At 74.1% G+C, this 25498-nt stretch carries 21 protein-coding genes; 12 read left to right on the top strand and 9 right to left on the bottom strand.

Annotated elements, in window-relative coordinates:
• Positions 1-5: 5 nt before the first annotated feature.
• On the bottom strand, positions 6-965 hold the full coding sequence (gene deoC / locus V6U77_RS07060) for a deoxyribose-phosphate aldolase (protein ID WP_334605384.1): 960 nt from the start codon (positions 963-965) through the stop codon (positions 6-8).
• 132 nt (positions 966-1097) lie between these two features.
• On the opposite strand from deoC, the gene upp reads away from it, so the two are divergent.
• The 4 genes from upp to V6U77_RS07040 all read left to right on the top strand — a co-directional run bounded on the left by upp (position 1098) and on the right by V6U77_RS07040 (position 4330).
• The gene (gene upp, locus V6U77_RS07055) at positions 1098-1730 is read left to right on the top strand and encodes a uracil phosphoribosyltransferase (RefSeq protein WP_089002050.1); all 633 of its coding nucleotides are present in this window, start codon (positions 1098-1100) and stop codon (positions 1728-1730) included.
• 183 nt (positions 1731-1913) lie between these two features.
• Complete coding sequence (locus tag V6U77_RS07050; RefSeq protein ID WP_334605382.1) at positions 1914-2453, top strand: RNA polymerase sigma factor; 540 nt, start codon at positions 1914-1916, stop codon at positions 2451-2453.
• A gap of 10 nt (positions 2454-2463) precedes the next feature.
• Complete coding sequence (locus V6U77_RS07045; RefSeq protein WP_334605381.1) at positions 2464-3504, top strand: hypothetical protein; 1041 nt, start codon at positions 2464-2466, stop codon at positions 3502-3504.
• 148 nt (positions 3505-3652) lie between these two features.
• Complete coding sequence (locus V6U77_RS07040) at positions 3653-4330, top strand: GOLPH3/VPS74 family protein (protein WP_334605380.1); 678 nt, start codon at positions 3653-3655, stop codon at positions 4328-4330.
• A 164-nt stretch (positions 4331-4494) separates the two neighbouring features.
• Here V6U77_RS07040 and V6U77_RS07035 read toward each other — a convergent pair whose 3' ends face one another.
• Both V6U77_RS07035 and V6U77_RS07030 read right to left on the bottom strand, forming a co-directional pair.
• Positions 4495-6219: a phospho-sugar mutase gene (locus tag V6U77_RS07035; protein WP_334605379.1), complete on the bottom strand. Its 1725-nt coding sequence runs from the start codon at positions 6217-6219 to the stop codon at positions 4495-4497.
• A 47-nt stretch (positions 6220-6266) separates the two neighbouring features.
• The gene (locus V6U77_RS07030) at positions 6267-8435 is read right to left on the bottom strand and encodes a serine/threonine-protein kinase (RefSeq protein WP_334605378.1); all 2169 of its coding nucleotides are present in this window, start codon (positions 8433-8435) and stop codon (positions 6267-6269) included.
• Positions 8436-8648: 213 nt separating this feature from the next.
• Here V6U77_RS07030 and V6U77_RS07025 point away from each other — a divergent pair, with 213 nt between their 5' ends.
• Together V6U77_RS07025 and V6U77_RS07020 are read left to right on the top strand one after the other, a co-directional pair.
• Positions 8649-10232, top strand: coding sequence for an acyl-CoA mutase large subunit family protein (locus tag V6U77_RS07025; RefSeq protein WP_334605377.1), 1584 nt, complete (start codon positions 8649-8651; stop codon positions 10230-10232).
• A gap of 752 nt (positions 10233-10984) precedes the next feature.
• Positions 10985-12241: an amidohydrolase gene (locus V6U77_RS07020; RefSeq protein WP_334605376.1), complete on the top strand. Its 1257-nt coding sequence runs from the start codon at positions 10985-10987 to the stop codon at positions 12239-12241.
• Here V6U77_RS07020 and V6U77_RS07015 read toward each other — a convergent pair.
• Entirely contained in the window at positions 12198-13187 is a 990-nt protein-coding gene (locus V6U77_RS07015) for a DUF4349 domain-containing protein (protein WP_334605375.1), read from the bottom strand. The two genes, V6U77_RS07020 and V6U77_RS07015, sit on opposite strands and share 44 nt — an antisense overlap.
• 115 nt (positions 13188-13302) lie before the next feature.
• Between V6U77_RS07015 and V6U77_RS07010 the strand changes: the two genes are divergently transcribed.
• From V6U77_RS07010 to V6U77_RS06995, 4 genes are all read left to right on the top strand, one after another.
• The gene (locus V6U77_RS07010; RefSeq protein WP_334605374.1) at positions 13303-13932 is read left to right on the top strand and encodes an MBL fold metallo-hydrolase; all 630 of its coding nucleotides are present in this window, start codon (positions 13303-13305) and stop codon (positions 13930-13932) included.
• A 5-nt stretch (positions 13933-13937) separates the two neighbouring features.
• Positions 13938-14888 (top strand): hypothetical protein, encoded by a 951-nt coding sequence (locus tag V6U77_RS07005; RefSeq protein ID WP_334605373.1) that lies wholly within the window; start codon positions 13938-13940, stop codon positions 14886-14888.
• 37 nt (positions 14889-14925) lie between these two features.
• A complete protein-coding gene (locus V6U77_RS07000; protein ID WP_334605372.1) occupies positions 14926-15669 on the top strand; it encodes an SCO6745 family protein in 744 nt (247 codons plus the stop codon).
• Between the two features lie 62 nt (positions 15670-15731).
• Positions 15732-16694 (top strand): GNAT family N-acetyltransferase, encoded by a 963-nt coding sequence (locus tag V6U77_RS06995; protein WP_334605371.1) that lies wholly within the window; start codon positions 15732-15734, stop codon positions 16692-16694.
• A gap of 91 nt (positions 16695-16785) precedes the next feature.
• Here the strand turns inward: V6U77_RS06995 and V6U77_RS06990 are convergent, their stop codons facing one another.
• Positions 16786-17241: a gamma-glutamylcyclotransferase gene (locus tag V6U77_RS06990; RefSeq protein WP_121396633.1), complete on the bottom strand. Its 456-nt coding sequence runs from the start codon at positions 17239-17241 to the stop codon at positions 16786-16788.
• Between the two features lie 106 nt (positions 17242-17347).
• Between V6U77_RS06990 and V6U77_RS06985 the strand changes: the two genes are divergently transcribed.
• On the top strand, positions 17348-18751 hold the full coding sequence (locus tag V6U77_RS06985; protein ID WP_334605370.1) for an NAD(P)H-quinone dehydrogenase: 1404 nt from the start codon (positions 17348-17350) through the stop codon (positions 18749-18751).
• 70 nt (positions 18752-18821) lie between these two features.
• Here the strand turns inward: V6U77_RS06985 and V6U77_RS06980 are convergent, their stop codons facing one another.
• Positions 18822-19472, bottom strand: coding sequence for a DedA family protein (locus V6U77_RS06980; RefSeq protein WP_334605369.1), 651 nt, complete (start codon positions 19470-19472; stop codon positions 18822-18824).
• Between the two features lie 529 nt (positions 19473-20001).
• Here V6U77_RS06980 and thrS point away from each other — a divergent pair.
• Positions 20002-21219, top strand: coding sequence for a threonine--tRNA ligase (gene thrS, locus V6U77_RS06975; protein WP_334605368.1), 1218 nt, complete (start codon positions 20002-20004; stop codon positions 21217-21219).
• Positions 21220-21269: 50 nt separating this feature from the next.
• Here the strand turns inward: thrS and V6U77_RS06970 are convergent, their stop codons facing one another.
• From V6U77_RS06970 to V6U77_RS06960, 3 genes are read right to left on the bottom strand one after another with little or no spacing between them, the layout of a single operon-like run.
• Positions 21270-23306, bottom strand: coding sequence for an ABC transporter ATP-binding protein (locus V6U77_RS06970; protein ID WP_442934382.1), 2037 nt, complete (start codon positions 23304-23306; stop codon positions 21270-21272).
• Positions 23303-25036 (bottom strand): ABC transporter ATP-binding protein, encoded by a 1734-nt coding sequence (locus V6U77_RS06965; RefSeq protein ID WP_334605367.1) that lies wholly within the window; start codon positions 25034-25036, stop codon positions 23303-23305. The genes V6U77_RS06970 and V6U77_RS06965 overlap by 4 nt, the downstream gene beginning before the upstream one ends.
• Complete coding sequence (locus tag V6U77_RS06960; RefSeq protein WP_334605366.1) at positions 25030-25494, bottom strand: MarR family winged helix-turn-helix transcriptional regulator; 465 nt, start codon at positions 25492-25494, stop codon at positions 25030-25032. Before V6U77_RS06960 ends, V6U77_RS06965 begins: the two co-directional genes overlap by 7 nt.
• Positions 25495-25498 lie beyond the last annotated feature (4 nt).

The following is a 25498-nucleotide window of genomic DNA, read 5'->3' as shown; positions in this document are numbered from 1 at the left end:
GGCTCTCAGTCCAGGGTGAAGTAGTCGGGACCGGAGTAGGCGCCGGTCGTCAGCTTGGTGCGCTGCATGAGCAGGTCGTTGAGCAGGCTGGAGGCGCCGAACCGGAACCAGTCCGGGTCGAGCCAGTCCGCGCCGACGGTCTCGTTGACCATCACCAGGTACTTGATGGCGTCCTTGGTGGTCTTGATGCCGCCGGCCGGCTTCACGCCGACCTGCCGGCCGGTGGCGGCCCGGAAGTCGCGCACCGCCTCCAGCATCACCAGGGTCACCGGCAGGGTGGCCGCGACCGGCACCTTGCCGGTGGAGGTCTTGATGAAGTCGCCGCCGGCCAGCATCGCCAGCCAGGAGGCGCGCCGCACGTTGTCGTAGGTGGCCAGCTCGCCGGTCTCCAGGATGACCTTGAGGTGGGCGTCGCCGCAGGCCTCCTTGGTGGCCACGATCTCGTCGTGGACCTCGGAGTAGCGGCCGGCCAGGAACGCGCCCCGGTTGATCACCATGTCGATCTCGTCGGCGCCGGCGGCCACTGCGGCCCGGGTGTCGGCGAGCTTGACCTCCAGCGGGGCCTGGCCCGACGGGAAGGCGGTCGCCACGCTGGCCAGGTGCACACCGCTGCCACGCAGCACCTCGGCCACGTGCGGCACCATCGAGGGGTAGACGCAGACCGCGCCCACGTGGGGGCAGGACGGGTCGGCCGGGTCGGGACGCAGCGCCTTGGCCGCGAGGGCCCGCACCTTGCCCGGCGTGTCCGCCCCTTCGAGCGTGGTCAGGTCGACCATCCTGATCGCCAGGTCGATGGCCTGGGCCTTGGCGGTGGTCTTGATGGAGCGGGTGCCGAGCTGTGCCGCCCGCTGCTCCGCGCCGACCTGGTCCACGCCGGGCAGGCCGTGCAGGAAGGTCCGCAGAGCGGTCTCGGATCGTCCCAACTCGGAGAGCTCCGACCGGGCCGACGTCGCTGTCGCCGTCATGGCCCGAAGTCTACGCACCCGGCCGGACGGTGATCTTGGTCACGGTGCCGTCGGCGGTGCGGTGGTGAGCGAGGTCGCTGCTCCGGCCGCACCCGCAGTGCCGGGACGGGGCGACCGGTAGGTTGAGCGATCGTGGACGTACACGTCATTGACCATCCGCTCGCCCAGTCGCGGCTGACCGCCATGCGGGACGCGCGCACCGACTCCTCCTCGTTCCGGGCGGCGCTGCACGAACTCACCACCATGCTGGTGTACGAGGCCGCGCGCTCCTTCCCCGTCGAGAAGTACCCGGTGCAGACCCCCGTCACCGGCACCGAGGGCACCCGGCTGGCCAACCCGCCGCTGCTCGTACCGGTGCTGCGGGCCGGCCTGGGCATGGCCGACGCCGCGCTCGGCCTGCTGCCGGAGTCCTCGATGGGCTTCGTCGGCCTGGCCCGGGACGAGGAGACGTACGAGCCGCGCGCCTACATGGAGTCGCTGCCGCGCGACCTGAGCGGCCTGCCGGTGCTGGTGCTCGACCCGATGCTCGCCACCGGCGGCTCGCTGGAGCACTGCTGCCGCCTGCTGGCCGACCGGGGCTGCACCGACATCACCGTGCTCTGCGTGCTCGCCGCGCCCGTCGGCATCGAGCGGCTGGAACGCTCCGGCCTGCCGCTGCGCCTCGTCACCGCCTCGATCGACGAGGGGCTGAACGACCGGATGTTCATCGTGCCGGGGCTCGGCGACGCCGGCGACCGCCAGTTCGGCGGCATGCCCCGCTTCTAGCCGGCACCGGCACGTCACGGCCTCCCGCCGAGTCGCGGGAGGCCGTTCGCATCCTGGGCTCTTCCGCTCCGGCAGGCCGCCCGCACCGGCCGGAGATCCCGCGCCCGGTCGCCGGTAACGATCCGACCCGTCCGCGACACATACCTGGTGTCCCTGTCAGGAACTGCGGTCGGGAGATCCCTGGTGAAACCCGTGGGTGAGCGGGGCGAGGACTGGTTCACCAGCCTCTACGCCGCGCACTACCCGGACATCGTCCGATACGGCCTGCGTCGGCTGCCCGACGCCGACGCGGCGGCCGAACTCGCCCAGGACGTCTTCGTCGTCGTCTGGCGACGGCGCGGCGAGGTGCCCGAACACGCCCTGCCCTGGCTCTACGCCGTGGCGCGGCACGTGGTGGCGAACCGGTGGCGGTCCCGGCAGGGCGGACCCAGCCTGCTCCCGCTCGCCGAGGCGGACCACGTGCCGGCGCGGATCGTCGAGCCCGACGCCGTCGCGCCGGTGCTCGACCTGCACCGGGCGCTGCGCGCGCTCCCCGAGGCCGACCAGGAGATCCTCCGGCTGGTCGGCTGGGAGGACCTGAGCGTCGGCGACGCCGCCGTCGCCCTGGGCTGCACCCGGTCCGCCGCCGCCGTGCGGCTCTTCCGGGCCCGGCGCCGACTGCGCTCCGCGCTGACCACCCCCACCCCCGCCCGCGGCACCCGCCCGGCGTCCGCCCACGTCTGAGAGGAGCAGCATGCGCAACACGCAGCGGGTCCGGGAGCTCCTGGGCCCGGCCGACCCGGCGCGCGACGTCGTCGTACCCCCGTCGCCCCGCACCGCCCACGACCTGATCCTCCGCGCGCAGGACGCGACCGCGACCCCGGCCGGGCCGGTGCGCCGGGGCGCGTCCCGGCGCACCGTGTTCGTCGGCGCGGTCGCCACGCTGGCCGTGCTCGGCCCCGCCGGGGTGGCCCAGGTGCTGCGCTACGGGACGGCCACCCCGGCGGTGCCGGCGCAGCCGGTCGCCGGCACCGTGCTCAAGCCGGTGGCCTACGAGGTCGTCGCGGGCGAACCGGCCGGGCGGCACCTGCGGGCGCTCGCCGCCCGCCTGGTGGACGCCCCGCCCGACCGCACCGCCGGCCGCTACGCCTACCGGCACGGCAAGTCCTGGGGCAGCCCGACGTTGATGTCGCCCGAGCGGCACATGATGAGCTTCGTGCAGGAACGCCGCGAGTGGGCGGCGGACGACGGTCGCCGCTGGCAGGACGTCGAGCCCCTGGGCGTCGAATACCCCGACGAGGCGTCCCGGGAGTACTGGTCGACCCGGCCACAGTCGCCGGCTGCCGACCCCTCGGCCAGCGGGCCGCCGCGCGGGATCCAAGAGATCCCGCCGGACCCGGTGGGCGGCCGGCTGCCGGCCGACCGGGCGGAACTCGCGCGCTGGCTCGGCACCGGAAAGCCGGCGGGCGAGCTGGCGATGCGCGTGTACCACCTGTACAGCAGCTACCTGGTGCCGCGGCGGACCCGGGCCGACCTGCTCACCATCCTGGCCGGGAAGCCCGGCTTCGAGTGGCGCGGCCGGGTCGTCGACCGGGCCGGCCGCCGGGGCGTGGCCGTCACCGCCGACCTCCTACCACCGGCCGGGCAGCAGCCGCAGCGGGCGCAGATGCTGCTGGTCTTCCACCCGTCGACCGGTGAACTGCTCGCGCACGAATATCTGGAGACGGCCCCGAAGCGCCGCGTGCTGCACTACGCGCTCCTGCTCGACGCCCGGCGCACCGACACGGTGAGCTGACCACCGTCCAGCGCGCGCCGGGACGGTCGGGACACGGGGCCCGACCGCCCCGGCGCGCACCGGACGGTGCGGAGCACGGGTGCGGCCGGCACGCCATCGACGTCGAGTTGGTGCGCGGGGGTGCCCACACCCGCTAGCGTGTCCGGCCATGACTGGTGTTGCTCTCGCCGAAGAGCTGCTTCTCCTCGCGTACGACGACGAGACCGGCAAGGCGACCATGCCGCGGATCAGCCTCGACCTGGGGATGGCCGCCGCGGTGCTGATCGAACTGGCCCTGGCCGGGCGGATCGTGTACTCCGAGGGGTCCCTGACGGTGGTCGACCCGACGCCCACCGGCGAGCCGCTCGTCGACGGGGTCCTCGCCCGCATGGCCGCCGACACGCCGCACAGCCCCTCGTCCTGGGTACAGCGGCTGCGGCACGGCCTGCGCGACAAGATCCTCGGCGACCTGTGCGCCCAGGGCGTGGTGCGCGACGTCGACGAGACCGAGCTGGGCTTCATCCACGTGCACCGCTACCCGACGGTGGACCCGGCCATCGAGGCGGACACCCGACGCCGACTCGCCGAGGCGCTGGCCAGCGGCGAGCTGCCCGACGAGCGGACGGCGGCCCTGGCCACCCTGGTCGCGGTGCTGCGGATGGAACCGGCGCTCGGCCTGAGCGGTGACGCGGCGCGGGAGGCCCGGCAGCGGCTGGAGGAGATCGCCGGCGGCTCCGGCTTCTCCGGCACCGTCAGCCTGGACGACTCCGTGGTCCGCCCCTCCGTCGGCCTCGTCGTGGCCGCCCTCGCCAGCGCCGTCAACGCCGCCCTGGGCCCCCGCCGCTAACCCCACCCCGGCTGGGCCCACCCACCCCACCCGGCTGCACCCCCGCCCCTCGCCCCCACCCCCGACACCCCGTCGATCATGAGGTTGGCGGCCCGGGGAAGCGCTTTCCAGTGCCGCGAACCTCATGATCAACGTGGCGGGGGGCGGGGTGGGTGGGGGCGGGGTCAGAGGCCCAGGGTGGTGGTCATTTCCGTGCGGAGGGTGGTTACCGCGGCGGTGGCGCGGGCGCGGGCCGCGGCGACGTCGCCGTCCGCCACCGGCTCCACCACCTCCAGGTACGCCTTGAGCTTCGGCTCGGTGCCCGAGGGGCGGATCACCACCCGGGCGGTGCCGGTACGCAGGATCACCACGTCCGCCTCGGGGAGCAGGTCCTGCGCCTCGGTGACCGGCTGCCCGAGCAGCGTCGTCGGGGTGGCGGCCCGGATCCGGGCCATCGCGTCGGCGATCAGCCGCAGGTCGTCCACCCGTACGGAGAGCTGGTCCGTGTGGTGCACGCCGAACTCGGCGGCCAGCTCGTCCAGCCGGTCGGTCAGGGTACGCCCCTGCGCCTTGAGACCGGCGGCAAGCTCCGCCACGGCCAGCGCGGCGGTGATGCCGTCCTTGTCGCGTACGTGCCCGGGGGCGACGCAGTAGCCGAGCGCCTCCTCGTAGCCGAAGACCAGCGGCTCGGTCCCGCCGCCGGCCCGTACGATCCACTTGAACCCGGTCAGCGTCTCGTCGTAGGGCAGGCCCCGGGCGGCACACATCGCCCGCAGCAGCGACGACGACACGATCGTGGTGGCGTACAGGCCGGTCACGCCGCGCCGCATGAGATGGTCGGCCAGCAGCACGCCCACCTCGTCGCCGCGCAGCATCCGCCAGCCGGGCGGGTTCGCCTCCGGCTGATCCGGACCGGCGACCGCTGCCTGCGTGCTCACCGCGGGACCGGTGTCCCGGACGGCCACCGCGCAGCGGTCCGCGTCGGGGTCGTTGGCGATGGCGATGTCCGCGCCCGTCGACTCGGCCAGCGCGATCAGCCGGTCCACCGCCCCCGGCTCCTCCGGGTTGGGGAAGGAGACGGTCGGGAACGCAGGGTCCGGCTCGGCCTGCTCGGGCACCACACCGGGCACGGGGAAGCCCGCGCGGGCGAACGCCGCGGTGAGCACCGCCGCGCCCACCCCGTGCAGCGGCGTGTAAGCCACCGCCAGGTCGCGCGACCCGTCCGGGTCGATGACGGCGGCGGCCCGCTCCACGTAGGAGGCCACCAGGTCGTCGCCGAGCACCTGACCGGCCGGCCCGAGGGGCACCTCGGCCAGCGGCCCGACCGACCGGATCGCGGCCTCGATGCCGGCGTCGGCCGGGGGCACGATCTGGGCGCCGTCGCCGAGCGCCCCGCCCAGTTCCGCGCCGAGGTAGACCTTGTAGCCGTTGTCCTGCGGCGGGTTGTGGCTGGCGGTCACCATCACCCCGGCGACCGCCCCGAGGTGGCGCACCGCGTACGCGAGCACGGGGGTGGGCAGGGGGCGGGGCAGCAGCAGCGCCGGGCGTCCCACGCCGGTGGCGACCTGGGCGGTCCGCTCGGCGAACTCGCGGGAACCGTGTCGGGCGTCGTACCCGATCACCAGCGGGCCGGAGCCGCCCTGGGCGGCGAGCCAGCCGACCAGCCCGGCGGCGGCCCGGGTGACCACCGCGAGGTTCATCCCGTTGGGGCCGGCGCGCAGCGGGCCGCGCAGCCCGGCGGTGCCGAAGGTCAGCGGGCCGGCGAAGCGGTCGGCCAGCTCCGGGGCGCTCGCCGGCAGGCGGTCGAGCACCGCCCGCAACTCCTCCCGGCTGGCCGGGTCCGGATCGTCGTCGAGCCAGCGCCGTGCTTGCTCGCGAATGTCGTCGATGTCAGTGGTTTCCGCCGGCATGTCTCTTGATAGCACGCCGGCGGATCACCACCGCGCTCTGCCCGGGCTCAGCCGGCCTCGGTGAGCTGGAACGACTTCACCATCTCGTCGAAGATCGGCCGGCTGTCGGCGAACTTCGTGTCGGTCGAGGTGAGGTAGAACGAGTAGACCTTGCCCTCGTGGACCACGCCGCGCCACACGCCGTGCCGCTTGGCCTCGCCCTCGCCGCAGGTGTACTCGAACTCGGCCGCCGCCTTGCCGACCCACTGCACCTCGTTCATGGCGAGCTGGGCGTACGGCTTGGCGCAGGACTTGGAGCGGTTCTTCAGGCCGTCCTGGGCGACCTCGGCCCAGCGCATCGAGTTGGTGCGGAAGTCCTCCACCAGGATCCGGACCTTGCGGCCCTCGTCCTCCGGGTCGACGTAGTCCACCCAGTTGCCGGCGCTCTTGATCTCCCAGCCCTGCGGCACCATGACCCGTACGCCCTTGCCGGTGTGCTCCTTCATCTCGGGCACGCCGGCGGCCGGGGCCTGCGAGGTCGGGGCGGCCTGCGGGACGGTCGGCGCCGGGTCGTCGCCGCCGGTGAAGAGGACGACCGCCCCGATCAGCAGCAGCGCGGCCAGGCCGCCGGCGGCGGCGAGCTGCGCCTTGCGCGGCCAGCCCTTGACGGTGCCGACGAGCTGGTTGCCGACGGCGCCGACCCGGGCGCCGAAGCCGCCGCCCGAGCCGCTCGCGGCGGGCGCGGTGGCGGGGGTCGCCCACGGCTGCCCGGTGCCCGGCACCGACCACTGGCCGCCGCCGTAGGTGCCGCCGAGGTGCTGGGTGGCCTCCGGCGGCGGTGCGCCGAAGACGGGCGCTCCGGCGCCCACCCGCTGGGTGGCCTCAGGTGGAGGGCCGAAGGTGGGCGTGCCCGCCTTCACCCGCTGGGTCGCCTCGGTCGGGCCGCTGAAGCCGACCAGGCCGGCGGCGTTGGTGCGCAGCTGCTGGGTGGCGTCCGACCCGCCGGACGTCATCCGCTGGGTCGCCTCGGCGCCGCCGTAGGTGCGGCCGGCCGGCGTGGAGCCGCTCGGCGCCGGCATCGCGCCGGTGGGGGTGTGCAGCGGCCCGGCCAGGGCGTCGGCGCTGGTGTCGTCCATCGTGGCGGGGCTCGCGGCGAGGGCGGCCTGCGCGGGGCGCTCGCCCCGGCGCAGCGCCGCCAGCCGGTCGGTGAGCGACTCGCCGGGGTTGAGCATCGCCCGGCCGCCGATCTGCCCGCTCGGCTTCGGCTGCTCCGGCGCGGCGGCCGGCGGGGTCGGCACGGGCCGCTGCACCGGGACCACCGAGTAGGGATCGGTCACCGAGTTCACGGCGGCGGCGTTGCTGGTCAGCGGGCCGGCGAGCAGCTCGCGCAGCATGGCCCGGGCGGTGTGCACGTCGAGGCGGCGGGCCGGGTCCTTCTCCAACAGGCCCATCAGCACCCGGGCCAGCGGCCCGCTGCGCTGCGGCGGGGCGGGCGGGTCCTCGACCACGGCGTGCATGGTCTCGATCGGGTCGCCCTTGTCGAACGGGGGCCGCCCCTCCACGGCCGTGTAGAGCGTGACGCCCAGCGAGAAGAGGTCGCTCGGCGGGCCGAACTCCTGGCCCATCGCCCGCTCGGGGGAGATGAAGTGCGGCGAGCCGAGCACCATCCCGGGGGTGGTGAGCTGCACGTCGGTGGGCATCCGGGCCACGCCGAAGTCGGTCAGCACGCAGCGTCCGTCGGCGCAGATCAGCACGTTGGCCGGCTTGACGTCGCGGTGCAGCACGCCGATCGCGTGCGCCACCTCCAGCGCGCCGAGCAGGGCGATGCCGATCTTGGCGACCACCCGCTGCGCGACCGGCCCGTCCTCGATCACCATGTCGGCGAGGCTGCGGGCGTCGAGCAGCTCCATCACGATCCACGGCCGGCCGCCCTCGGTGACCACGTCGTAGACCTGGACGACGGCCGGGTGCTGGATGGCCGCCGCGGCGCGGGCCTCGCGCAGGGTGCGCTCGTACATGGCGTCGCGGTCGCTGGGGGCCAGCCCCGGGGGCAGGACGACCTCCTTGACGGCCACGTCCCGCCGCAGGAGTGTGTCCGTGGCACGCCAGACCGTGCCCATGCCGCCGTTGCCCACCGCCGAACGCAGCGAGTAGCGCTCGCCGATGGTCGTGCCGGGCGTCGCGCGTCCGTTGGGGGAACTGACTGGTCCGCCGCTCCACGTCGGGATCTGAGTCACAGAAAAGCCACCGGGGGAATTCGAGGGGGGCTGGGACACAACCCCCCTATCTTGCTGGTTCCGACGCCCGATGCGAAACCCGACGCGGCGGACGTTTGTCGAACTGGACGGTACGTGTCCGAGCGTTCACCTCTCGTCGATGCCCGTCGACGCGTCGCCCGGTGTGCGGTATCCCTCACCCGCCGACGCCGTCGCGCGTCCTACCATCCGCTAATGAGCGAACCGCGGTCAAGCGAGTCCGGTTTCCCGATCAAGGGCGTCTACACGGCGGCGGACCTTCCGGAGGATCTGGACTCCCGGCTTGGCGGCCCGGGCGAGTTCCCGTACGCGCGCGGGGTCTACCCCACCATGTACACCTCCCGTCCCTGGACAATGCGCCAGTACGCCGGCTTCGGCACCGCCACCGAGTCCAACGCGCGGTACCACCAGTTGTTGCGGGCCGGCACGATGGGTCTCTCCGTGGCCTTCGACCTGCCGACGCAGATGGGCTACGACTCCGACGACCCGATCGCGCACGGCGAGGTGGGCAAGGTCGGGGTGGCCATCGACTCGATCGACGACATGCGGCTGCTCTTCGACGGCATCCCGCTCGACAAGGTCTCGACGTCGATGACCATCAACGCGCCCGGCTCGGTGCTGCTCCTGCTCTACCAGCTCGTGGCCGAGGAGAACGGGGTCGCCGGCTCGGCCCTCAACGGCACGATCCAGAACGACATCCTGAAGGAGTACATCGCCCGCGGGACGTACATCTTCCCGCCGAAGCCCTCGCTGCGGCTGGTCGCCGACACCTTCGGCTACTGCCGCAAGGAGGTGCCGAAGTGGAACACCATCTCCATCTCCGGCTACCACATGGCCGAGGCCGGCGCGTCGCCCGCGCAGGAGATCGCGTTCACCCTGGCCAACGGCGTCGAGTACGTCCGGGCCGCGCTGGCGGCCGGCTTGGCCGTGGACGACTTCGCGCCCCGGCTGTCGTTCTTCTTCGTCGCCCGCACGACCCTGCTGGAGGAGGTGGCCAAGTTCCGGGCCGCCCGCCGGATCTGGGCCCGGCTGATGCGCGACGACTTCGGCGCCAGGAACCCGAAGTCGATGATGCTGCGCTTCCACACCCAGACCGCGGGCGTGCAGCTCACCGCCCAGCAGCCGGAGGTCAACCTGGTCCGGGTGGCGGTGCAGGGCCTCGGCGCGGTGCTCGGCGGCACCCAGTCGCTGCACACCAACAGCTTCGACGAGGCGATCGCGCTGCCCACCGAGAAGGCGGCCCGGCTGGCGCTGCGCACCCAGCAGGTGCTGGCGTACGAGACGGACCTGACCGCCACCGTCGATCCGTTCGCCGGCTCGTACGTGGTGGAGGCGATGACCGCCGAGATCGAGGCGGCGGCGACCGAGCTGATGGAGCGGGTGGCCGACCACGGCTCGGCGGTCGACGCCATCGAGGCGGGCTTCCAGAAGCGGGAGATCGAGCAGTCCGCGTACCGGATCGCACAGGAGATCGACTCCGGCGAGCGGGTGGTGGTGGGCCTCAACCGGTTCACCGTCGACGAGGAGGAGCCGTACGAGCCGCTGCGGGTCGACCCGACGATCGAGGCGGCGCAGGCCGAGCGGCTGGTCCGGCTGCGTGCCGAGCGGGACGCCGGGGCGGTCGAGCGGGGGCTGGCCGAGCTGCGCGCCGCCGCGGAGGGCACGGAGAACGTGCTCTACCCGATGAAGGAGGCGCTGCGGGCACGCGCCACCGTGGGCGAGGTCTGCGGCACCCTGCGCCAGGTGTGGGGGTTGTACCGCCCGACCGACCGGTTCTGATCACGCCGACCGACGGCCGTCCGACGTCCCGACCCGCCGGGGCCGGGCGGCCGTCGTCCTGCTGCGCCCACCCGCCGGCGTGGCGCGTGCCATGCCGAGGCGCGGGGCCGCCGCGAACCGTCGGTCCGACGGCAGTCGCTCCCCGGCGTCGTAACCTGCGGTCCACGTGTGGGTAACGGCCGGCCCATGGGGCGTTTTCGCTGGTCGCGGGCGTTCGAATCGAGCGCTACAGTCGGAGCAGGCACCGTCTCGGCACCGACGCGTGCAGCGGGCCCCGGCGACGCCGCCGCAGCCCCGGCGCGCGGCGCGGGCGGCGTGGCCCGCCGACCGCGGCGTGTGTCGCCCCGGATCGGGGGTACCCGACCGGACGGACGCGGACGCACACGTTGTGCGCCTGGTCCCTGACGGGTCGTGTGACCGTCTCGGAGGCTCGCGCCCAGGCGTGGTCGGGTAATTGTCGGAGCGACGGTTCATCGAACCGACTAATGCGACAATTCGGAACGACGGCCCCTCGGGATCGGCATCGATTTCGCGACCCGGGCCGGTTACGCGTTGTAGGAGGTGTGGGGCAGATGACGGCGTTCGACCGCGATCTACCTGCTGTCCCGCAGATCTACGACCGCTCCGAGCAGGGCATACGTGACGCTGTGCGGTCCGACGGCTACCGGAACGAGGTTGCGCAGCGTCACCGGAGGTCTAGGCTGTCTGCGGTTCCTGATGATCCATCCATCTCTAGCGAGCGAGAATTCGACGTGACGAGTGCGCTGACGCTGCCCACCGGCAACCAGCTGGCGTCCTGGCCGGCGGCGCCGTCCGGTTCCCAGCCCCTGCCGTTCGAGCTGGACCACCTGCTCGCGCTCCGGGTGCCCGGGCTGATCGCCACCCGTCGCCACATCCACTCGCACCCGGAGCTCTCCGGGGAGGAGTTCGAGACGGCCGCCCTGATCGCCCGGGAGCTCACCCTGGCCGGGCTGCGTCCGCGGCTGCTGCCGAAGGGCAACGGGGTCATCTGCGACATCGACGGCCGCCCCGACGGCCCGGTGGTCGCGCTGCGCGCCGACATCGACGCCCTGCCGCTGACCGACTCGAAGGACGTGCCCTACCGCTCCACGGTGGACGGGGTCTGCCACGCCTGCGGTCACGACGTGCACACCACCGTCATGCTCGGTGTGGGCATGCTACTGGCCCAGCTCGCCGACCTCGGCGAGCTGCCCGGCCGGGTCCGGCTGATCTTCCAGCCCGCCGAGGAGATCCTGCCCTGCGGCTCGCTGGAGGTCATCGAGGCCGGTGGCCTGGACGACGTGGTGCAGATCTTCGCGCTGCACTGCGACCCCAACCTGCCGGTCGGGCAGATCGGCCTGCGGGTCGGCCCGATCACCGCCGCCGCCGACAACGTCACGGTCCGGCTCACCGGCCCCGGCGGGCACACCGCCCGTCCGCACCTGACCGTCGATCTGGTCGACGCGCTGGGCCGCCTGATCACCGAGGTGCCTGCGCTGGTGAGCCGCCGGGTGCCGGCCAACAGCGGGCTGCTGCTGGTCTTCGGCCACGCCTCGGCCGGCACCCGTTACAACGTCATCCCCTCCGAGGCGTGCGCCTCCGGCACCCTGCGGGTGATGGACCGCGACACCTGGGAACTCGCCCCCAAGATCGTGGGTCAGGTCGTCCGCGACGTCGTCGCCCCGACCGGGGCCACGGTCGACCTGGAATACCTGCGGGGCCGCCCGCCGGTGTGCAACGACTCCCGGGCCATCCAGGTCCTGACCGCCGCCACCACCGCCACGCTCGGGGCGGAGGGCGTCGCCGAGACCCCGCAGAGCATGGGCGGCGAGGACTTCTCCTGGTACCTGGAGTACGTCCCCGGCGCGCTCGCCCGGCTGGGCGTCGGCCGCTCCGGCCCGAACGTGGACCTGCACCGGGCCTCGTTCGACGTGGACGAGCGCGCCATCCCGGTCGGCGTACGGCTCATGGTCCAGACCGCGCTGCGGGCACTGGCGGCGGTGCGGTAGGCGGCAGCGGCGCGGCCGGTCCGGTCGGCGTCATCGGCCGCGGGGCCGTGCGCCGCCGCCGGCGCAGCACCACCAGCAGCACCGCCAGCGGTACGCCGAACGCCAGCAGCCACGGCAGCACCGCACCCAGCACCGTCAGCAGGACGGTCATGGAGGTCAGGAAGACCTTCCAGCCCCCCTTGAGCCCCACCATGAAGCCGACCTCGGCCTCCTCGTCGGCGGTGCTCGCGTCGGGGCCGACCAGTGACACGGTGATCGTCGACAGGCTGGTCAGGTCCGCCAGCCGCTCCTTCTTCGCCTGCAGCGAGGCGAGGTCGGCCTCCCGGCGGGACAGCTCGTTCTCCAGCGCCACCAGGTCGCTGATCGAGGTGGCCCGGCCCAGCAGCCGGCGGGCGCTCTCCACCCGGGCCCGCTGCGTGGTGATCCGCGCGTCCAGGTCGACGACCTGTTCGGTGACGTCCTCGGTGCGGATCTCCCGCCGCTGCTGCCGGCCCAGCTTCGCCAACTCGTCGACGACGCCGTGGAACTTCGCCGCCGGCACCCGCAGCTCCAGCTCGGCCCGCGCGTCCGCGTCGACGCTGCGCCGCTGGTCGCCGCCGACGAAACCGCCGACCGCCGTGACCGCGGCGATCGCGCTGCGCGCCGCCGCCTCCACATCGTCCACCTGCACGCGCATCGTGCCGGTGTAGATGATGGAGCGCTGGTCGACCCGCAGGTCCGGTGCGCCGGCGCCGGCGCCCCGCTCGGCCTTGCCCGCGCCGGGCTCGGCCGCGCCGCCCGCCTGCTCCGCCGCGCCGCCGGCACGGTCCCGATCCGCCGGTGCCCCCGCCGGCGCGCTGTCGGCGTGGTCGCGCGCGTCGCTGCCGCAGCCCGCCAGCGCCAGCAGCGCCACCATCGCGGCGGCCGTCAGTCCTACGCCCCGTCGTCGCCGTTCCCGTCCGTACATCCCGCCTCCATCGTCCTCGCCCCGTGCGGGGCGATACCTCAGACGTGACGCGCCACCACGTCGGTTCCGGCAGACTGCGCTCAGGACGTCACGATTCGATAATCTTGGAGTCACGATGCAGCTCACCAAGTACGCCCACTCCTGCGTGCGGGTGGAGCACGACGGGGGAGTACTGGTCATCGACCCGGGGGTGTTCAGCGAGGCGGCGGCGCTCGACGGGGCGGACGCGGTGCTCATCACCCACGAGCACCCCGACCACCTCGACGTCGAGGCGGTCACCCGGCAGCTGGACCGGCGCCGGTTCGTCATCCACGGCCCGGCGTCGCTCGCCGGCACCCTGGGCGACGCCGCCGAGGCGCTCGAGGCGGTCCGACCCGGACAGTCGTTCGCGGCCGCCGGCGTGCCGGTACGCGTCCACGGCGGCCGGCACGCCGTGATCCACCCCGACATCCCGGTGGTGGACAACCTGGCGTACCTGCTGGACGACACGGTCTACCACCCCGGGGACAGTCTCGTCGTCCCCGAGGACGCGCAGGTCGACACGCTCTTCCTGCCGATCCACGCCCCGTGGACGAAGTTCTCCGAGTCGCTGGACTTCCTCCGGGCGGTCGCCCCGCGCCGCGCGTACGCCCTGCACGACGGGCTGCTCAACGACAACGGGCTCAGCGTCCTCAACGGCAACTTCGCCCGGCTGTCCGACGTGGAGTACCGCCGGCTCGAGCCGGGCACCCGGGTCGACGCCTGACGGCGATGCCCGGCCCGCCCCGAGAGCTGGTGCACCGGCTCTACACCACGCCACCGGACCGGTTCGTCGCGATCCGCGACGAGGCCGTCGCCGAGGCCCGCCGCGCCGGCGACCCCGGGGCCGCCCGGGAGATCGCCCGGCTGCGTCGGCCCACCGTGGCCGCCTGGCTGGTCAACCTGCTCGCCATCCGCCGCCCCGAGCTGGTCGCCGACCTGGCCCAGCTCGCCGAGGCGCTGCGTACCGCCCAGCGCGAGCTGCGCGGTCCCCGCCTGCGGGAACTCTCCACCCAGCGGCGGGCGGTGGTCGGCGCGCTCGTCGCCGAGGTGCGCAAGCTGGCGGCGGCGGCCGAGGGGGCCCCGTCGGCCGGGAAGCTGCCGCTGGGCGAGGTGGAGGCCACCCTCAACGCCGCGCTCGCCGACACCGACGTCGCCGAGCAGGTCCGCTCCGGCCGGCTGCTGAAGGCCGCCACCTACGCCGGCTTCGGGGAGGTGCCCCGCCCGCAGTTGCGGCTGGTGACCGGCGGGGAGGAGCCGGAGCCGGCGCCCCGCCCCGAGCCGGCCCGCAAGCAGCGGCGCGGCGCCGATCAGGCGGCGCTGCGCGCCGAGCAGGCGCAGCGGGCCGCCCGGGCGGAGCGGGAACGCCGGCGGCGGGCGCTGGAGAAGGAGCTGGCCAGGGCGCGTACCGACCAGGAACGGGCCGACGCGGAGCTGGCCGACGCGACGGCGGCCGAGCGCGACGGCGTCGCCGCCCTGGACGCGATCGAGACGGAGCTGGCCGAGCTGGAGCGGCGCCGGGCCGTCGCCGAGCAGGAGCTGAGCCGGGCGAGGCTGGCGCGGCGCGGGGCGGAACGGACGGTCACGGCCGCGCGCCGCCGTGCCGGCGAGGTCGAGGCGGCGGTCGAGGCGCTCGACGCCGAAGAGGGGGATGCCGGGCAGGACGGCGGCGCGGCAGACTGACCCCTGTGGACGGACGGGGCGACCGGGGAGCTGACTCATGACGCCGGAACAGGTCGCCGCGGCCAGCAAGCCGATCGTGCTGGAGGTCGGCGACGTCTTCACCCGCTGCCCGACCACCCTGCGCCGGGCGCGACTGCTCGGCATCTCCGGCTGGGCGTTCTACGTCACCGGGCGGGCCGGCGCCCTCGGGGACGTCCGCGCCGAGACGGTCGCCGCCGCCCTGGGCTTCCTGGCCCCCGAAGCGGTCGCCGACGGCTGGGACGCCGCCCGGCGCATCGTCCCGCCGGTCGAGGTGGCCACCGCCACGCTGGCCGAGTGCTGCCGGTGGGGCGAGGAGCGGCTCGACGCCCTCGCCGGGGTGAGCCGCCTCGCCGCCCTGCTCAGCCGCGCCGTCGACGCCGCGGACGCCAGCGGCATGCCGCTCTTCGCCGCCTGGCGCGCCATGCCGCTGCCGGTCCGTACGGCCGGCGCCCGGGCGGCCGTCGGCCTGCGCCTGCTCCGGGAGCACTTCGCCGGGGCGCACCTGCTCGCGGTCCGCGCGAGCGGGATGACCCCGCTGGAGGCCGTGCTCGCCGGCCCCGAGGGGGAGGCGGGCGCGGTCGCCTGCGGCTGGCCGCCGCCGTACCCGCCGGTCGGGCCGTTGGTGCGCAGGCGGCTCTGGGCCGAGGCGGTGACCGACCGGCTGGCCTCGCCGGCCTTCGCCGCGCTCGGCCCGGCGGACGGCGCCGAGCTGGTGGAGTTGCTCACCGCGACCCGGACCCACGTGGCCGAGGCGGGCTGAGGCCGGCGCGGCGGCCGGAAAATGGGCGGCGGCCGGGTGGTCCGCCTGTCAGGATCGCCCCCGTGACGCTCCCCGCCGGTTGGCACGCCCGCCGCCCCACTCTCGACGACGTTCCGGCGATCCTGGCGGTGGTGCACGCCGCCGACACCTTCGCCGTCGGCTACCCGGACTTCGACGCCGACGACGTCACGGCCGCGCTGACCGCGCCGTTCTTCGACCCGGCCCGCGACTCGTGGGTCGTCGCCGACCCGGAGGGCGTGGTGGTGGCCTGGGCGACGCTCGACAATCCGACCGGCGTGGGGCGCGAGTTCGTCGAGGTGTACGTGCAACCCGGGCTGGGCGACGACCTGCGGGCGCCACTGCTGGCCCGGCAGCTCGACCGGGTCGCCGAACGCGCCACCGACCGGGGGGTGCCGGCGCTGACCGTCCGGACGGCCGTCTTCGCCCCCGAGACACGGTGGGCGGCGGAGGTGGTTGAGGCCGGGTTCACCCTGGCCAAGCGGTACGTGCGGATGCGCCGGTCGCTCGCCGGGCTGCCGGCCGAGCCGCCACCTCCGTCCGGGGTGACCGTCCGTCCGCTGCGTGGCGAGGACGAGGCCGACCTGCGCGAGTTCCACCGGATCTTCGACACGGCGTTCCGGGACACCCCGGACTACGAGCCGGTCGGCTTCGAGCAGTGGCGGCAGCGGCTCACGCCGTACGGCACCACCTGGGACGAGTGGTTCGTCGCCGAGGTCGACGGCGTGCCGGCCGGCGCGCTCCAGTCCTCGGACCAGGCGCTGGACCAGAACGAGGGCTTCGTACGCAGCCTGTCGGTGCTGCCGGCGTACCGGCGGCGGGGGGTGGGTGCCGCGCTGCTGCTGCGGGCCTTCACCAGCTACGCGGCCAAGGGTCGGGAATCCGCCGGGCTGGGCGTCGACCTGGCCAACCCCACCGCGCCGGTGACGCTCTACCGTGCGGTGGGGCTGCGCGAGGTGAGCTGGACCGACATGTACGAGCTGGTCGTACCGGCCGCCGGTGTGTGATTGACGACGCCGACCGGGGCCGGCTGGGAGCCCCGCCCGGCGCCGGAGCAGACTGGCGGTCGTGGGATGTGCGCTGGGACGACGAGAGGCGCTAGGCCGACGCGGTGCCGGTGGGGCGGGACCGCAGCTCGGTGACGTAGTCGTCCGGCGCGCCCGCCTTCTCGGCGGCGTTCGCGATCTCGGAGAGATACCACGCCGTGGGCAGCCCGCCCTCGTACCCGTCGAAGACGTAGATCCACGCCGTCACGTCGCCGTCGAGGGTGGAGACGCGCACGTGCAGCTTGCGGTACGTGCCGGCGGTCACCCCCTCGAGCTCGTCGAGCTGGGCGGCGTCGTAGGGGTGGATGTCGTAGATCGCCACGAACACGCGGTCGCCGGGGGACTCGACCACCGTGCTGACGGCGCCTTCCCAGCCGATCACGTTTTCGCCCGCGAAGGTGAGCCGCCAGCCTTCCAGCCAGCCGGTGCCCACCATCGGCGAATGCGGGCAGTAGGCGCGCATGCGGGCGGGGTCGAGGTTAGAGCCGTAGGCGGCGTGATGACGCACGGCGATGACGATAGCCCGCCCGCCGGGTGGGGGAGAATACGACAGTGCGTGTCGGACGCGTTCGGGAGAAGAAAGTCACTGTGAGCACTGACGAAGGGCGAGCGCTGTGAGCCGGATCGTGATCATCGGCGGCGGACCGGCCGGCTACGAGGCGGCCCTGGTCGCCGCCCAGCTGGACGCTGATGTCACCGTCGTGGAGGCCGAGGGCGCCGGCGGGGCCTGCGTGCTGTCCGACTGCGTACCGTCGAAGACGTTCATCGCCAGCTCGGAGGTGGTGACCGGCTACCGGGACACCGAGGAGTTCGGGGTGCACTCCGACGGGCTGGAGGCGGTCACGGTCGACGCCCGCACGGTGCACGAGCGGGTCAAGCGCCTCGCGCTCGCCCAGTCCGCCGACATCCACGCCAAGCTGGTCAAGGCCGGGGTGACTTTCGTGTCGGGCACCGCCCGGCTCGGCGAGGACACCCTCGGCCACACCCACCGGGTGCTCGTCACCCCGACCGACGGCGGCGAGGAGCAGTCCATCGCCGCCTCGACCGTGCTGGTCGCCACCGGCGCCACCCCGCGCCAGCTGCCCACCGCCGTGCCGGACGGCGAGCGCATCCTGACCTGGCGCCAGGTGTACGACCTGCCGGAGCTCCCCGAGCACCTGATCGTGGTCGGCTCCGGCGTGACCGGCGCGGAGTTCGCCAGCGCCTACCTGGCGATGGGGGTGCAGGTGACCCTGGTCTCCAGCCGCGACCGGGTGATGCCGCACGAGGACGCCGACGCCGCCATGGCGATCGAGCGGGTCTTCCGCAACCGGGGCATGAGCATCCTGAACAACTCCCGGGCGGACGCGGTGCGGCGTACGGCCGACGGGGTGGAGGTGGAGCTCTCCGACGGCCGCCGGGTCGCCGGCTCCCACGCGCTGATCGCGGTCGGCTCCATCCCCAACACCGCCGACCTGGGCCTCGCCGAGTACGGCGTCGCGCTGGCCCGGGGCGGCTACGTCACCGTCGACCGGGTCTCCCGGACCAACGTGCCCGGCATCTACGCGGCCGGCGACTGCACCGGCGTGCTGCCGCTGGCGAGCGTGGCCGCCATGCAGGGGCGCATCGCGATGTGGCACGCGCTCGGCGAGGCGGTCCGGCCGCTGCGGCTGCGTACCGTCGCGGCGAACGTCTTCACCGACCCGGAGCTGGCCACCGTGGGCGTCTCGCAGGACGAGGTCGACGCGGGCAAGGTGCCGGCCCGGCAGGTCATGCTGGCGCTGGACGGCAACGCCCGGGCCAAGATGGACGACCTCGCCGACGGCTTCGTCAAGCTCTTCTGCCGCCCGGCCAGCGGCCAGGTGATCGGCGGCGTGGTGGTGGCGCCGAAGGCGAGCGAGCTGATCCTGCCGATCACCATGGCCGTGGAGAACAACCTCACGGTCAACGAGCTGGCCCAGACGATCACGATCTATCCGAGCCTCTCCGGCTCCATCACCGAGGCCGCCCGCCAGCTCATGCTGCACGAGTTGGAGTGACCCGGCGGAGCAGGGTGACCGCGACGACGACGAGCGCCGCCGGCCGGCCTGAGGCCGGCGGCGCGACCGGTCACTCCGCGCCGGGCACGTCCGTCCGCGCCGTGACGACGACCGGCACCACCACGACCGGCTCGACCGCCCGTCGGGCGCCGACGACGGCCATGGCCCAGCCCGCCGCCGCGAAGCCGACGGCCGCGATCCCCGCGATCAGCGCCAGCCGCCACGCCGACTCGGTGAGCGCCGTCCCGCCGAGGTGCCCGACGAGCCCGCCGTACGTGGCCCAGCCGAGCGCCGCCAGGCCCTCGTAGAGCAGGAAGAGCCGGTACGGGTACCGGCTGCGGCCGGCCGAGAAGCAGGCCGCCATCCTGCCGCCGGGCACGAAGCGGCAGAGCAGGATCACGAGCGGCCCGGGCCGGCGCAGCCCCTGGGCGACCCGGTTGGCGACGCGCCGGGCCCGGCCCCGTCGGACGTCGCGCGGCTCCCGACGGTCCGGCGCGCCCCGCCCGAGCAGGTAGCAGGCCAGGTCCCCGACGAAGACACCGAGCGCGCCGACGGCGATGGTCACCGGCAGGTTCAGCCCGCCGTACACGGTGAGGGCACCGCCGGTGATCATCACGACCTGGGTGGGGACCACCGGGACGAAGGCGTCCGCGACCAGCAGCGTGAGCAGCGCGAGGTACGCCCAGGCCGGCGAGGCGACCTCAGTGAGTAGTTCGGGCACGACTGCCACCTCGCCGGACGGGGCCGATTGCGGGTACCGAGCCTGACGGGTCGTCCAGCGCCACGGGACAGGGCCCTGGCTGGTGGTGACCACCGACACGGCAGGGCCACCGGACACAACGAGCGCACCCCACCGGAGGTGACGCGTGCGCGCACCGTGAGGGTCGGCGGATCGCCGCGGCCCGGCGTACCGTTGTCGACGCGCGGCCGCACGGCCGTCGGGTCCCCCGTTCCTGACGGTCCGGCCGCCGCGGGCCGTCGGCAGGTCCCGTGCCGGCGGCCCGCCCCTGTCCGGTGCGCGCGTCCGCTTCGTCGGGGTGCCGCGGCGCCCGGGAAAACCGGCTGCGGTCGCCCCCGGTGGGCGCGTACCGTCGCGGCATGCGCAGTGCGGTATCCACCACGACGCCGGGAGACCCCGGCGCGCCGTACTGACCTGACCGTCGACGAGGCCCCGGGGCGATCCGCTCCGGGGCCTCGTCGCGTCCGGTGACCGGGCCGCCCGCGGGGCGTACCCGATCAAGGAGCGCGACATGATCGACCATCGCAGGCTCGGCCGGGAGCTGGAGCTGTTCGGCTCCGACCCGCTGGCGGGCGCCGGGCTGCCGCTCTGGCTGCCGGCCGGCGCCGCGGCCCGGCACGCCGTCGAGGAGTACGTCCGCGAGCTGGAACGCCGGGCCGGCTACCGGCACGTGCTCACCCCGCCGCTGGGCAGGCGGGAGCTCTTCGAGCTCTCCGGGCACCTCGGCTACTTCGCCGACGACATGTTCCCGCCGATGGCGCTCGGCGCCGACGACGAGTTCGTGCTGCGTCCGGCGCTCTGCCCGCACCACGCCCTGGTGTTCCGGGCCCGGGGCCGCTCCTACCGGGAGCTGCCGCTGCGGATCGCCGAGCTGGGCGGCATGTACCGCGCCGAGCGCTCGGGGGTGCTCGGCGGGTTGTCCCGGGTGCGGGCCATCTCGCTCAACGACGCGCACAACTTCTGTGCCCTGGAGCAGGTGGGCGAGGAGGTCGCCGAGATCCTGCGGCTCATCCGCGAGGCGCACGCCGCGCTCGGCGTACGGCCGGCGGGGTTCCGGCTGTCGCTGCGCGGGCCGGGGGAGAAGTACGTCGGGGACGACGCCGGGTGGGCGCGGGCCGAGGAGCTGCTGCGCGCCGCGCTCGACGGGGTGGAGTTCACCGAGGCCCCGGGGGAGGCCGCGTTCTACGGCCCGAAGATCGACATCCAGGTGCGGGACGCGGCCGGGCGGGAGTTCACCCTCTCCACCGTCCAGCTCGACTTCGACAAGCCGGAGCGGTTCGACCTGTCGTACACCGACGCGGCCGGGGCGCGGCGTCGGCCGGTGATGGTGCACCGCAGCCTCGTCGGCAGCATGGAGCGGCTCTTCGCGTACCTGATCGAGGTGCACGAGGGCGCCTTCCCCGCCTGGTACGCCCCGGTGCAGCTCGTGGTGCTGCCGGTCGGGGACGAGCAGGCGGACGCGGCGGCCCGGCTCGCCCGCGACGCGCTGGCCGGAGGGCTGCGCGTCGAGGTCGACGGGGCCGGTTCGCTCGGCTCCCGCATCCGCGACGCGGCCCGCGCCCGGGTCCCGTACGCCGCCGTCCTCGGCCCCCGCGAGGCGGCCGGGGGCGCGGTGTCGCTGCGGTTGCGCGGCGGCCGGACCCTGGACCCGATGCCCGCCGCCGACGCCCTGCGGCTGATCGGCGCGGTGGTGGCCGAGCGCGGCCCGGCCCTGCTGCCGACCGGCTGAGGCCGCACCCGGCCCCGACCCCGTCGCCCGCCCGCCCGGCGGCCTGCGCGTCACCGGGTGGACCCCTCGAGCGGCGCGGGCTCGGGGTCGGGCAGGTGGTCGGGGTCGGGCTCGACGGCGGCGGTGAACTGCGACCGGTACAGGCGGTGGTACGCGCCCTGCGCGGCGAGCAGCTCGTCGTGCGTGCCCTGCTCCACGATCCGGCCGTCCTCCATCATCAGGATCAGGTCGGCGTCGCGGATGGTGGAGAGCCGGTGCGCGATGACGAAGCTCGTCCGGTCCGAACGCAGCGCGGCCATCGCCCGCTGGAGCAGCACCTCGGTACGGGTGTCCACCGAGCTGGTCGCCTCGTCCAGGATCAGCAGCGACGGCTCGGCGAGGAAGGCGCGGGCGATCGTGATGAGCTGCTTCTCGCCGGCGCTGACGTTACCGCCCTCCTCGTCGATCACCGTGTCGTAGCCGTCGGGCAGGCTGCGCACGAACCGGTCGACGAAGGTCGCCCGGGCCGCGGCGACGATCTCCTCCTCGGTCGCCCCGGGCCGGCCGTAGGCGATGTTGTCGCGGATGGTGCCCCCGAAGAGCCACGTCTCCTGCAGCACCATGCCGATGCGGCCGCGCAGGTCGTCGCGGCGCATGGTGGTGACGTCGACCCCGTCGAGCGTGATCCGCCCGGCGTCCAGCTCGTAGAAGCGCATGACCAGGTTGACCAGCGTGGTCTTGCCGGCCCCGGTCGGCCCGACGATGGCCACCGTGTGGCCGGGCTCGGCGACCAGGGAGAGGTCCTCGATCAGCGGCTTGTCGGGCGTGTACCGGAAGGAGACGTTCTCGAACTCCACCCGGCCGTGCGGGTCGCGTACCCGGGCCGGCTCGGCCGGGTCGGGGTTCTGCTCCTCGGCGTCGAGCACGGCGAAGACCCGTTCGGCGGAGGCCACCCCGGACTGGAGCAGGTTCGCCATCGACGCGACCTGGGTGAGCGGCTGGGTGAACTGCCGGGAGTACTGGATGAACGCCTGCACGTCGCCGAGGCTCATCGACCCCGACGCCACCCGCAGGCCGCCGACGACGGCGATCGCCACGTAGCTGAGGTTCCCGACGAACATCATCGCCGGCATGATGATCCCGGAGATGAACTGGGCACCGAAGCTCGCCCGGAACAGTTCCTCGTTCTTCGCGGTGAAGGCGGCCTCCACCTCGCGCTGCCGACCGAAGACCTTCACCAGCTCGTGGCCGGTGAACGCCTCCTCGATCTGGCCGTTCAGCTCGCCGGTGTGCGCCCACTGGGCGAGGAACTGCCGCTGCGAGCGCTTCGCGATGGCCGTGGTGACGACCACCGAGACCGGGACCGCGACCAGCGCCACCAGGGCGAGCAGCGGCGAGATCCAGAACATCATGGCCAGCACGCCGACCACGGTGAGCAGCGAGGTGAGCAGCTGGCTCAGCGTCTGCTGGAGGCTGGTCGAGATGTTGTCGATGTCGTTGGTGACCCGGCTGAGCAGCTCGCCCCGGGGCTGCCGGTCGAAGTAGGGCAGCGGCAGCCGGTTGAGCTTGTCCTCCACGTCGGCGCGCAGCCGCAGCACGGTGCGTTGCACCACCCCGTTGAGCAGCCAGCCCTGCCACCACATCAGCAGGCTGGCCGCCACGTAGAGCCCGAGCGCCAGCAGCAGCACCCGCGCCAGCGCGGTGAAGTCGATGCCGACGCCGGGCACCACGTCCATCCGGGCCAGCATGTCGGCGAAGTTGCCGTTGCCGGCCGCCCGCGCCGCGGCCACCGCCTGGTCGGCGGTGGTGCCCGCCGGCAGCTGCCGGCCGATCACCCCCGTGAAGATCAGGTCGGTGGCCCAGCCGAGCACCTTCGGCCCGACCACGCTGAGCGCCACGCTGACCACCGCCAGCGCGATCACGGCGACGAGCTGCAGGCGCTGCGGGCGCAGCCGGCCCAGCAGCCGCCGGGCCGAGGGCCCGAAGTCCATCGACCGCTCGGCGGGCATCCCGACGCCCGCGTGCGGGCCACCGCGCTGACCGCCGGGCGGCAGCCGCTTCGGCGTCCGCGCGTCGGCGGCCGGCTTCTGCTGCGGTACGGCGCTCACGCGGCCACCCCCGTCGTGCTCTGCGACGCCACGATCTCGGCGTACGTCGGGCAGGTGTCCAGCAGTTCGTCGTGCCGGCCCACTCCCACCACGCCCCCGTTCTCCAGTACGACGATCTGATCGGCGTTGACGATGGTGGAGACCCGCTGCGCCACGATCACCACGGCGGCGTCCGCGGTGACCGGCCGCAGCGCCGCCCGCAGCCGCGCGTCCGTGCCGAGGTCCAGCGCGGAGAACGAGTCGTCGAAGAGGTAGATCTCCGGCTGTCGGACCAGGGCCCGCGCGATGGCCAGCCGCTGCCGTTGCCCGCCGGAGACGTTCGTGCCGCCCTGTGCGACCGGCGACTCCAACCCCTCGGGCATCGCCTCGACGAAGTCCCGCGCCTGTGCGATCTCCAGGGCGTGCCAGAGCTCCGCGTCGGTCGCGTCCGGGTTGCCGTAGCGCAGGTTGCTCGCCACGGTCCCGGTGAACAGGTACGGCCGCTGCGGCACCAGTCCGATGCGGCGCCACAGCTCGTCCGGCGCCAGGTCGCGTACGTCGACGCCGTCGACCAGCACCGTGCCGGCCGTCGTGTCGACCAGCCGGGGCACGAGCGACAGCAGCGTGGTCTTGCCCGCGCCGGTGCTGCCGATGACCGCCGTCGTCGTCCCCGGCGTCACCCGGAACGACACGTTGCGCAGCACCGGCTCGGCGGCGCCCGGATACCGGAACCCGACGTCGCGCAGTTCCAGCTCGCCGCGGGTGCCCACCTCGGTGACCGGCCGGGGTGCCGGCACCACGGAGGAGTCGGTGTCGAGCACCTCGACGATCCGTTCGGCGCAGACCGCCGCGCGCGGCACCATCATCAGCATGAAGGTGGCCATCATGACGGCCATCAGGATCTGCATCAGGTACTGCAGGAACGCGGTGAGGGAGCCGACCTGGATCGCCCCGGCGTCCACCCGCTCGGCGCCGAACCAGAGCACCGCGACACTGGAGACGTTGAGCACCAGCATCACCACCGGGAAGATCAACGCCATCAGGCGGCCGATGCGCAGGGCGGTCGCGGTGAGGTCGGCGTTCGCCGTGGCGAAGCGTTCCGTCTCGTACGGCTCCCGGACGAACGCCCGCACCACCCGGATGCCGGTGATCTGCTCGCGCAGCACGCGGTTGACGGTGTCGATGCGGGTCTGCATGAGCCGGAAGCCCGGCACCATCCGCCGGATGACCAGCCACAGCGCGACGGCCAGCACGGGCACGCTGACCAGCATCAGCCAGGAGAGCCCGACGTCCTCGCGCAGCGCCATCACCACGCCGCCGACGCTCATGATGGGCACGGCGACGAGCATGGTGCAGCTCATCAGCACGAGCATCTGCACCTGCTGCACGTCGTTGGTGTTGCGGGTGATCAGCGAGGGCGCGCCGAACCGGGCGACCTCCCGGGCGGAGAAGCGGTTGACGTGCCCGAAGATCGCCGAGCGCAGGTCCCGGCCGAAGGCCATCGCGGTGCGGGCGCCGAGGTAGACGGCGGCCACCGAGCAGACGATCTGGACCACGCTGACCGCGAGCATCCAGCCGCCGGTGCGCAGGATGTAGCCGGTGTCGCCCCGGGCCACGCCCAGGTCGATGATGTCGGCGTTGAGGCTGGGCAGGTAGAGCGACGCGATGGTGCCGACGAACTGGAGCAGCACCACCGCGGCCAGCGGCCGGTGGTAGGGGCGAAGGTGCGTACGCAGCAGTCGGGTCAGCATGCCGGACCCTCCTCCGGGGCGCCGTGTTCGCCGTGGCCGATGACCTCGAGCAGGAACTCGCGGATCACCGCCGCCTTCGCCGGGTCGGCGTCGACGGAGGTCAGCGGGGTGCCGGAGCGGATCAACCTGGTCAGCGCCTCGACCCGGGCCCGGCCGGCCGGCGTGATCGCGATCCGGACGCTGCGCCGGTCGGCGGTGTCGCGCTGCCGCTCGACGAGGCCGTCGCGGGCGAGGGTGTCGACGATGCCGGTCAGGGTGGCCGGCCTGACGAAGCAGTGCTCCGCGACGGTGCGGTGGGGTAGCTCACCGTGCTCGGCGAGGGTCATCAGGGTGACCATCCCGGCCTGGGTGAGGCCGTGCGCCTCGGCGAGGTAGCGGTTCCACCGCTGCCCGGTGATGTGCCCGGCGACCACGAGCAGTCGCGCCAACGGCACGTCCCGTAGCGTCACTATTTCCATGGCC

It is taken from the genome of Micromonospora sp. CPCC 205546 (assembly GCF_036902715.1).
Taxonomy (GTDB): domain Bacteria; phylum Actinomycetota; class Actinomycetes; order Mycobacteriales; family Micromonosporaceae; genus Micromonospora.
This window is presented reverse-complemented; position numbering and strand designations above follow the sequence as displayed.

Excerpts from the sequence above, each read along its gene's own strand:
- deoC (WP_334605384.1), bottom strand. The coding sequence starts at position 965 with ATGACGGCGACAGCGACGTCGGCCCGGTCGGAGCTCTCCGAGTTGGGA.
- V6U77_RS07045 (WP_334605381.1), top strand. The coding sequence starts at position 2,464 with ATGCGCAACACGCAGCGGGTCCGGGAGCTCCTGGGCCCGGCCGACCCG.
- V6U77_RS07040 (WP_334605380.1), top strand. The coding sequence starts at position 3,653 with ATGACTGGTGTTGCTCTCGCCGAAGAGCTGCTTCTCCTCGCGTACGAC.
- V6U77_RS07035 (WP_334605379.1), bottom strand. The coding sequence starts at position 6,219 with ATGCCGGCGGAAACCACTGACATCGACGACATTCGCGAGCAAGCACGG.
- V6U77_RS07025 (WP_334605377.1), top strand. The coding sequence starts at position 8,649 with ATGAGCGAACCGCGGTCAAGCGAGTCCGGTTTCCCGATCAAGGGCGTC.
- V6U77_RS07015 (WP_334605375.1), bottom strand. The coding sequence starts at position 13,187 with ATGTACGGACGGGAACGGCGACGACGGGGCGTAGGACTGACGGCCGCC.
- V6U77_RS07010 (WP_334605374.1), top strand. The coding sequence starts at position 13,303 with ATGCAGCTCACCAAGTACGCCCACTCCTGCGTGCGGGTGGAGCACGAC.
- V6U77_RS07005 (WP_334605373.1), top strand. The coding sequence starts at position 13,938 with ATGCCCGGCCCGCCCCGAGAGCTGGTGCACCGGCTCTACACCACGCCA.
- V6U77_RS07000 (WP_334605372.1), top strand. The coding sequence starts at position 14,926 with ATGACGCCGGAACAGGTCGCCGCGGCCAGCAAGCCGATCGTGCTGGAG.
- thrS (WP_334605368.1), top strand. The coding sequence starts at position 20,002 with ATGATCGACCATCGCAGGCTCGGCCGGGAGCTGGAGCTGTTCGGCTCC.
- V6U77_RS06965 (WP_334605367.1), bottom strand. The coding sequence starts at position 25,036 with ATGCTGACCCGACTGCTGCGTACGCACCTTCGCCCCTACCACCGGCCG.
- V6U77_RS06960 (WP_334605366.1), bottom strand. The coding sequence starts at position 25,494 with ATGGAAATAGTGACGCTACGGGACGTGCCGTTGGCGCGACTGCTCGTG.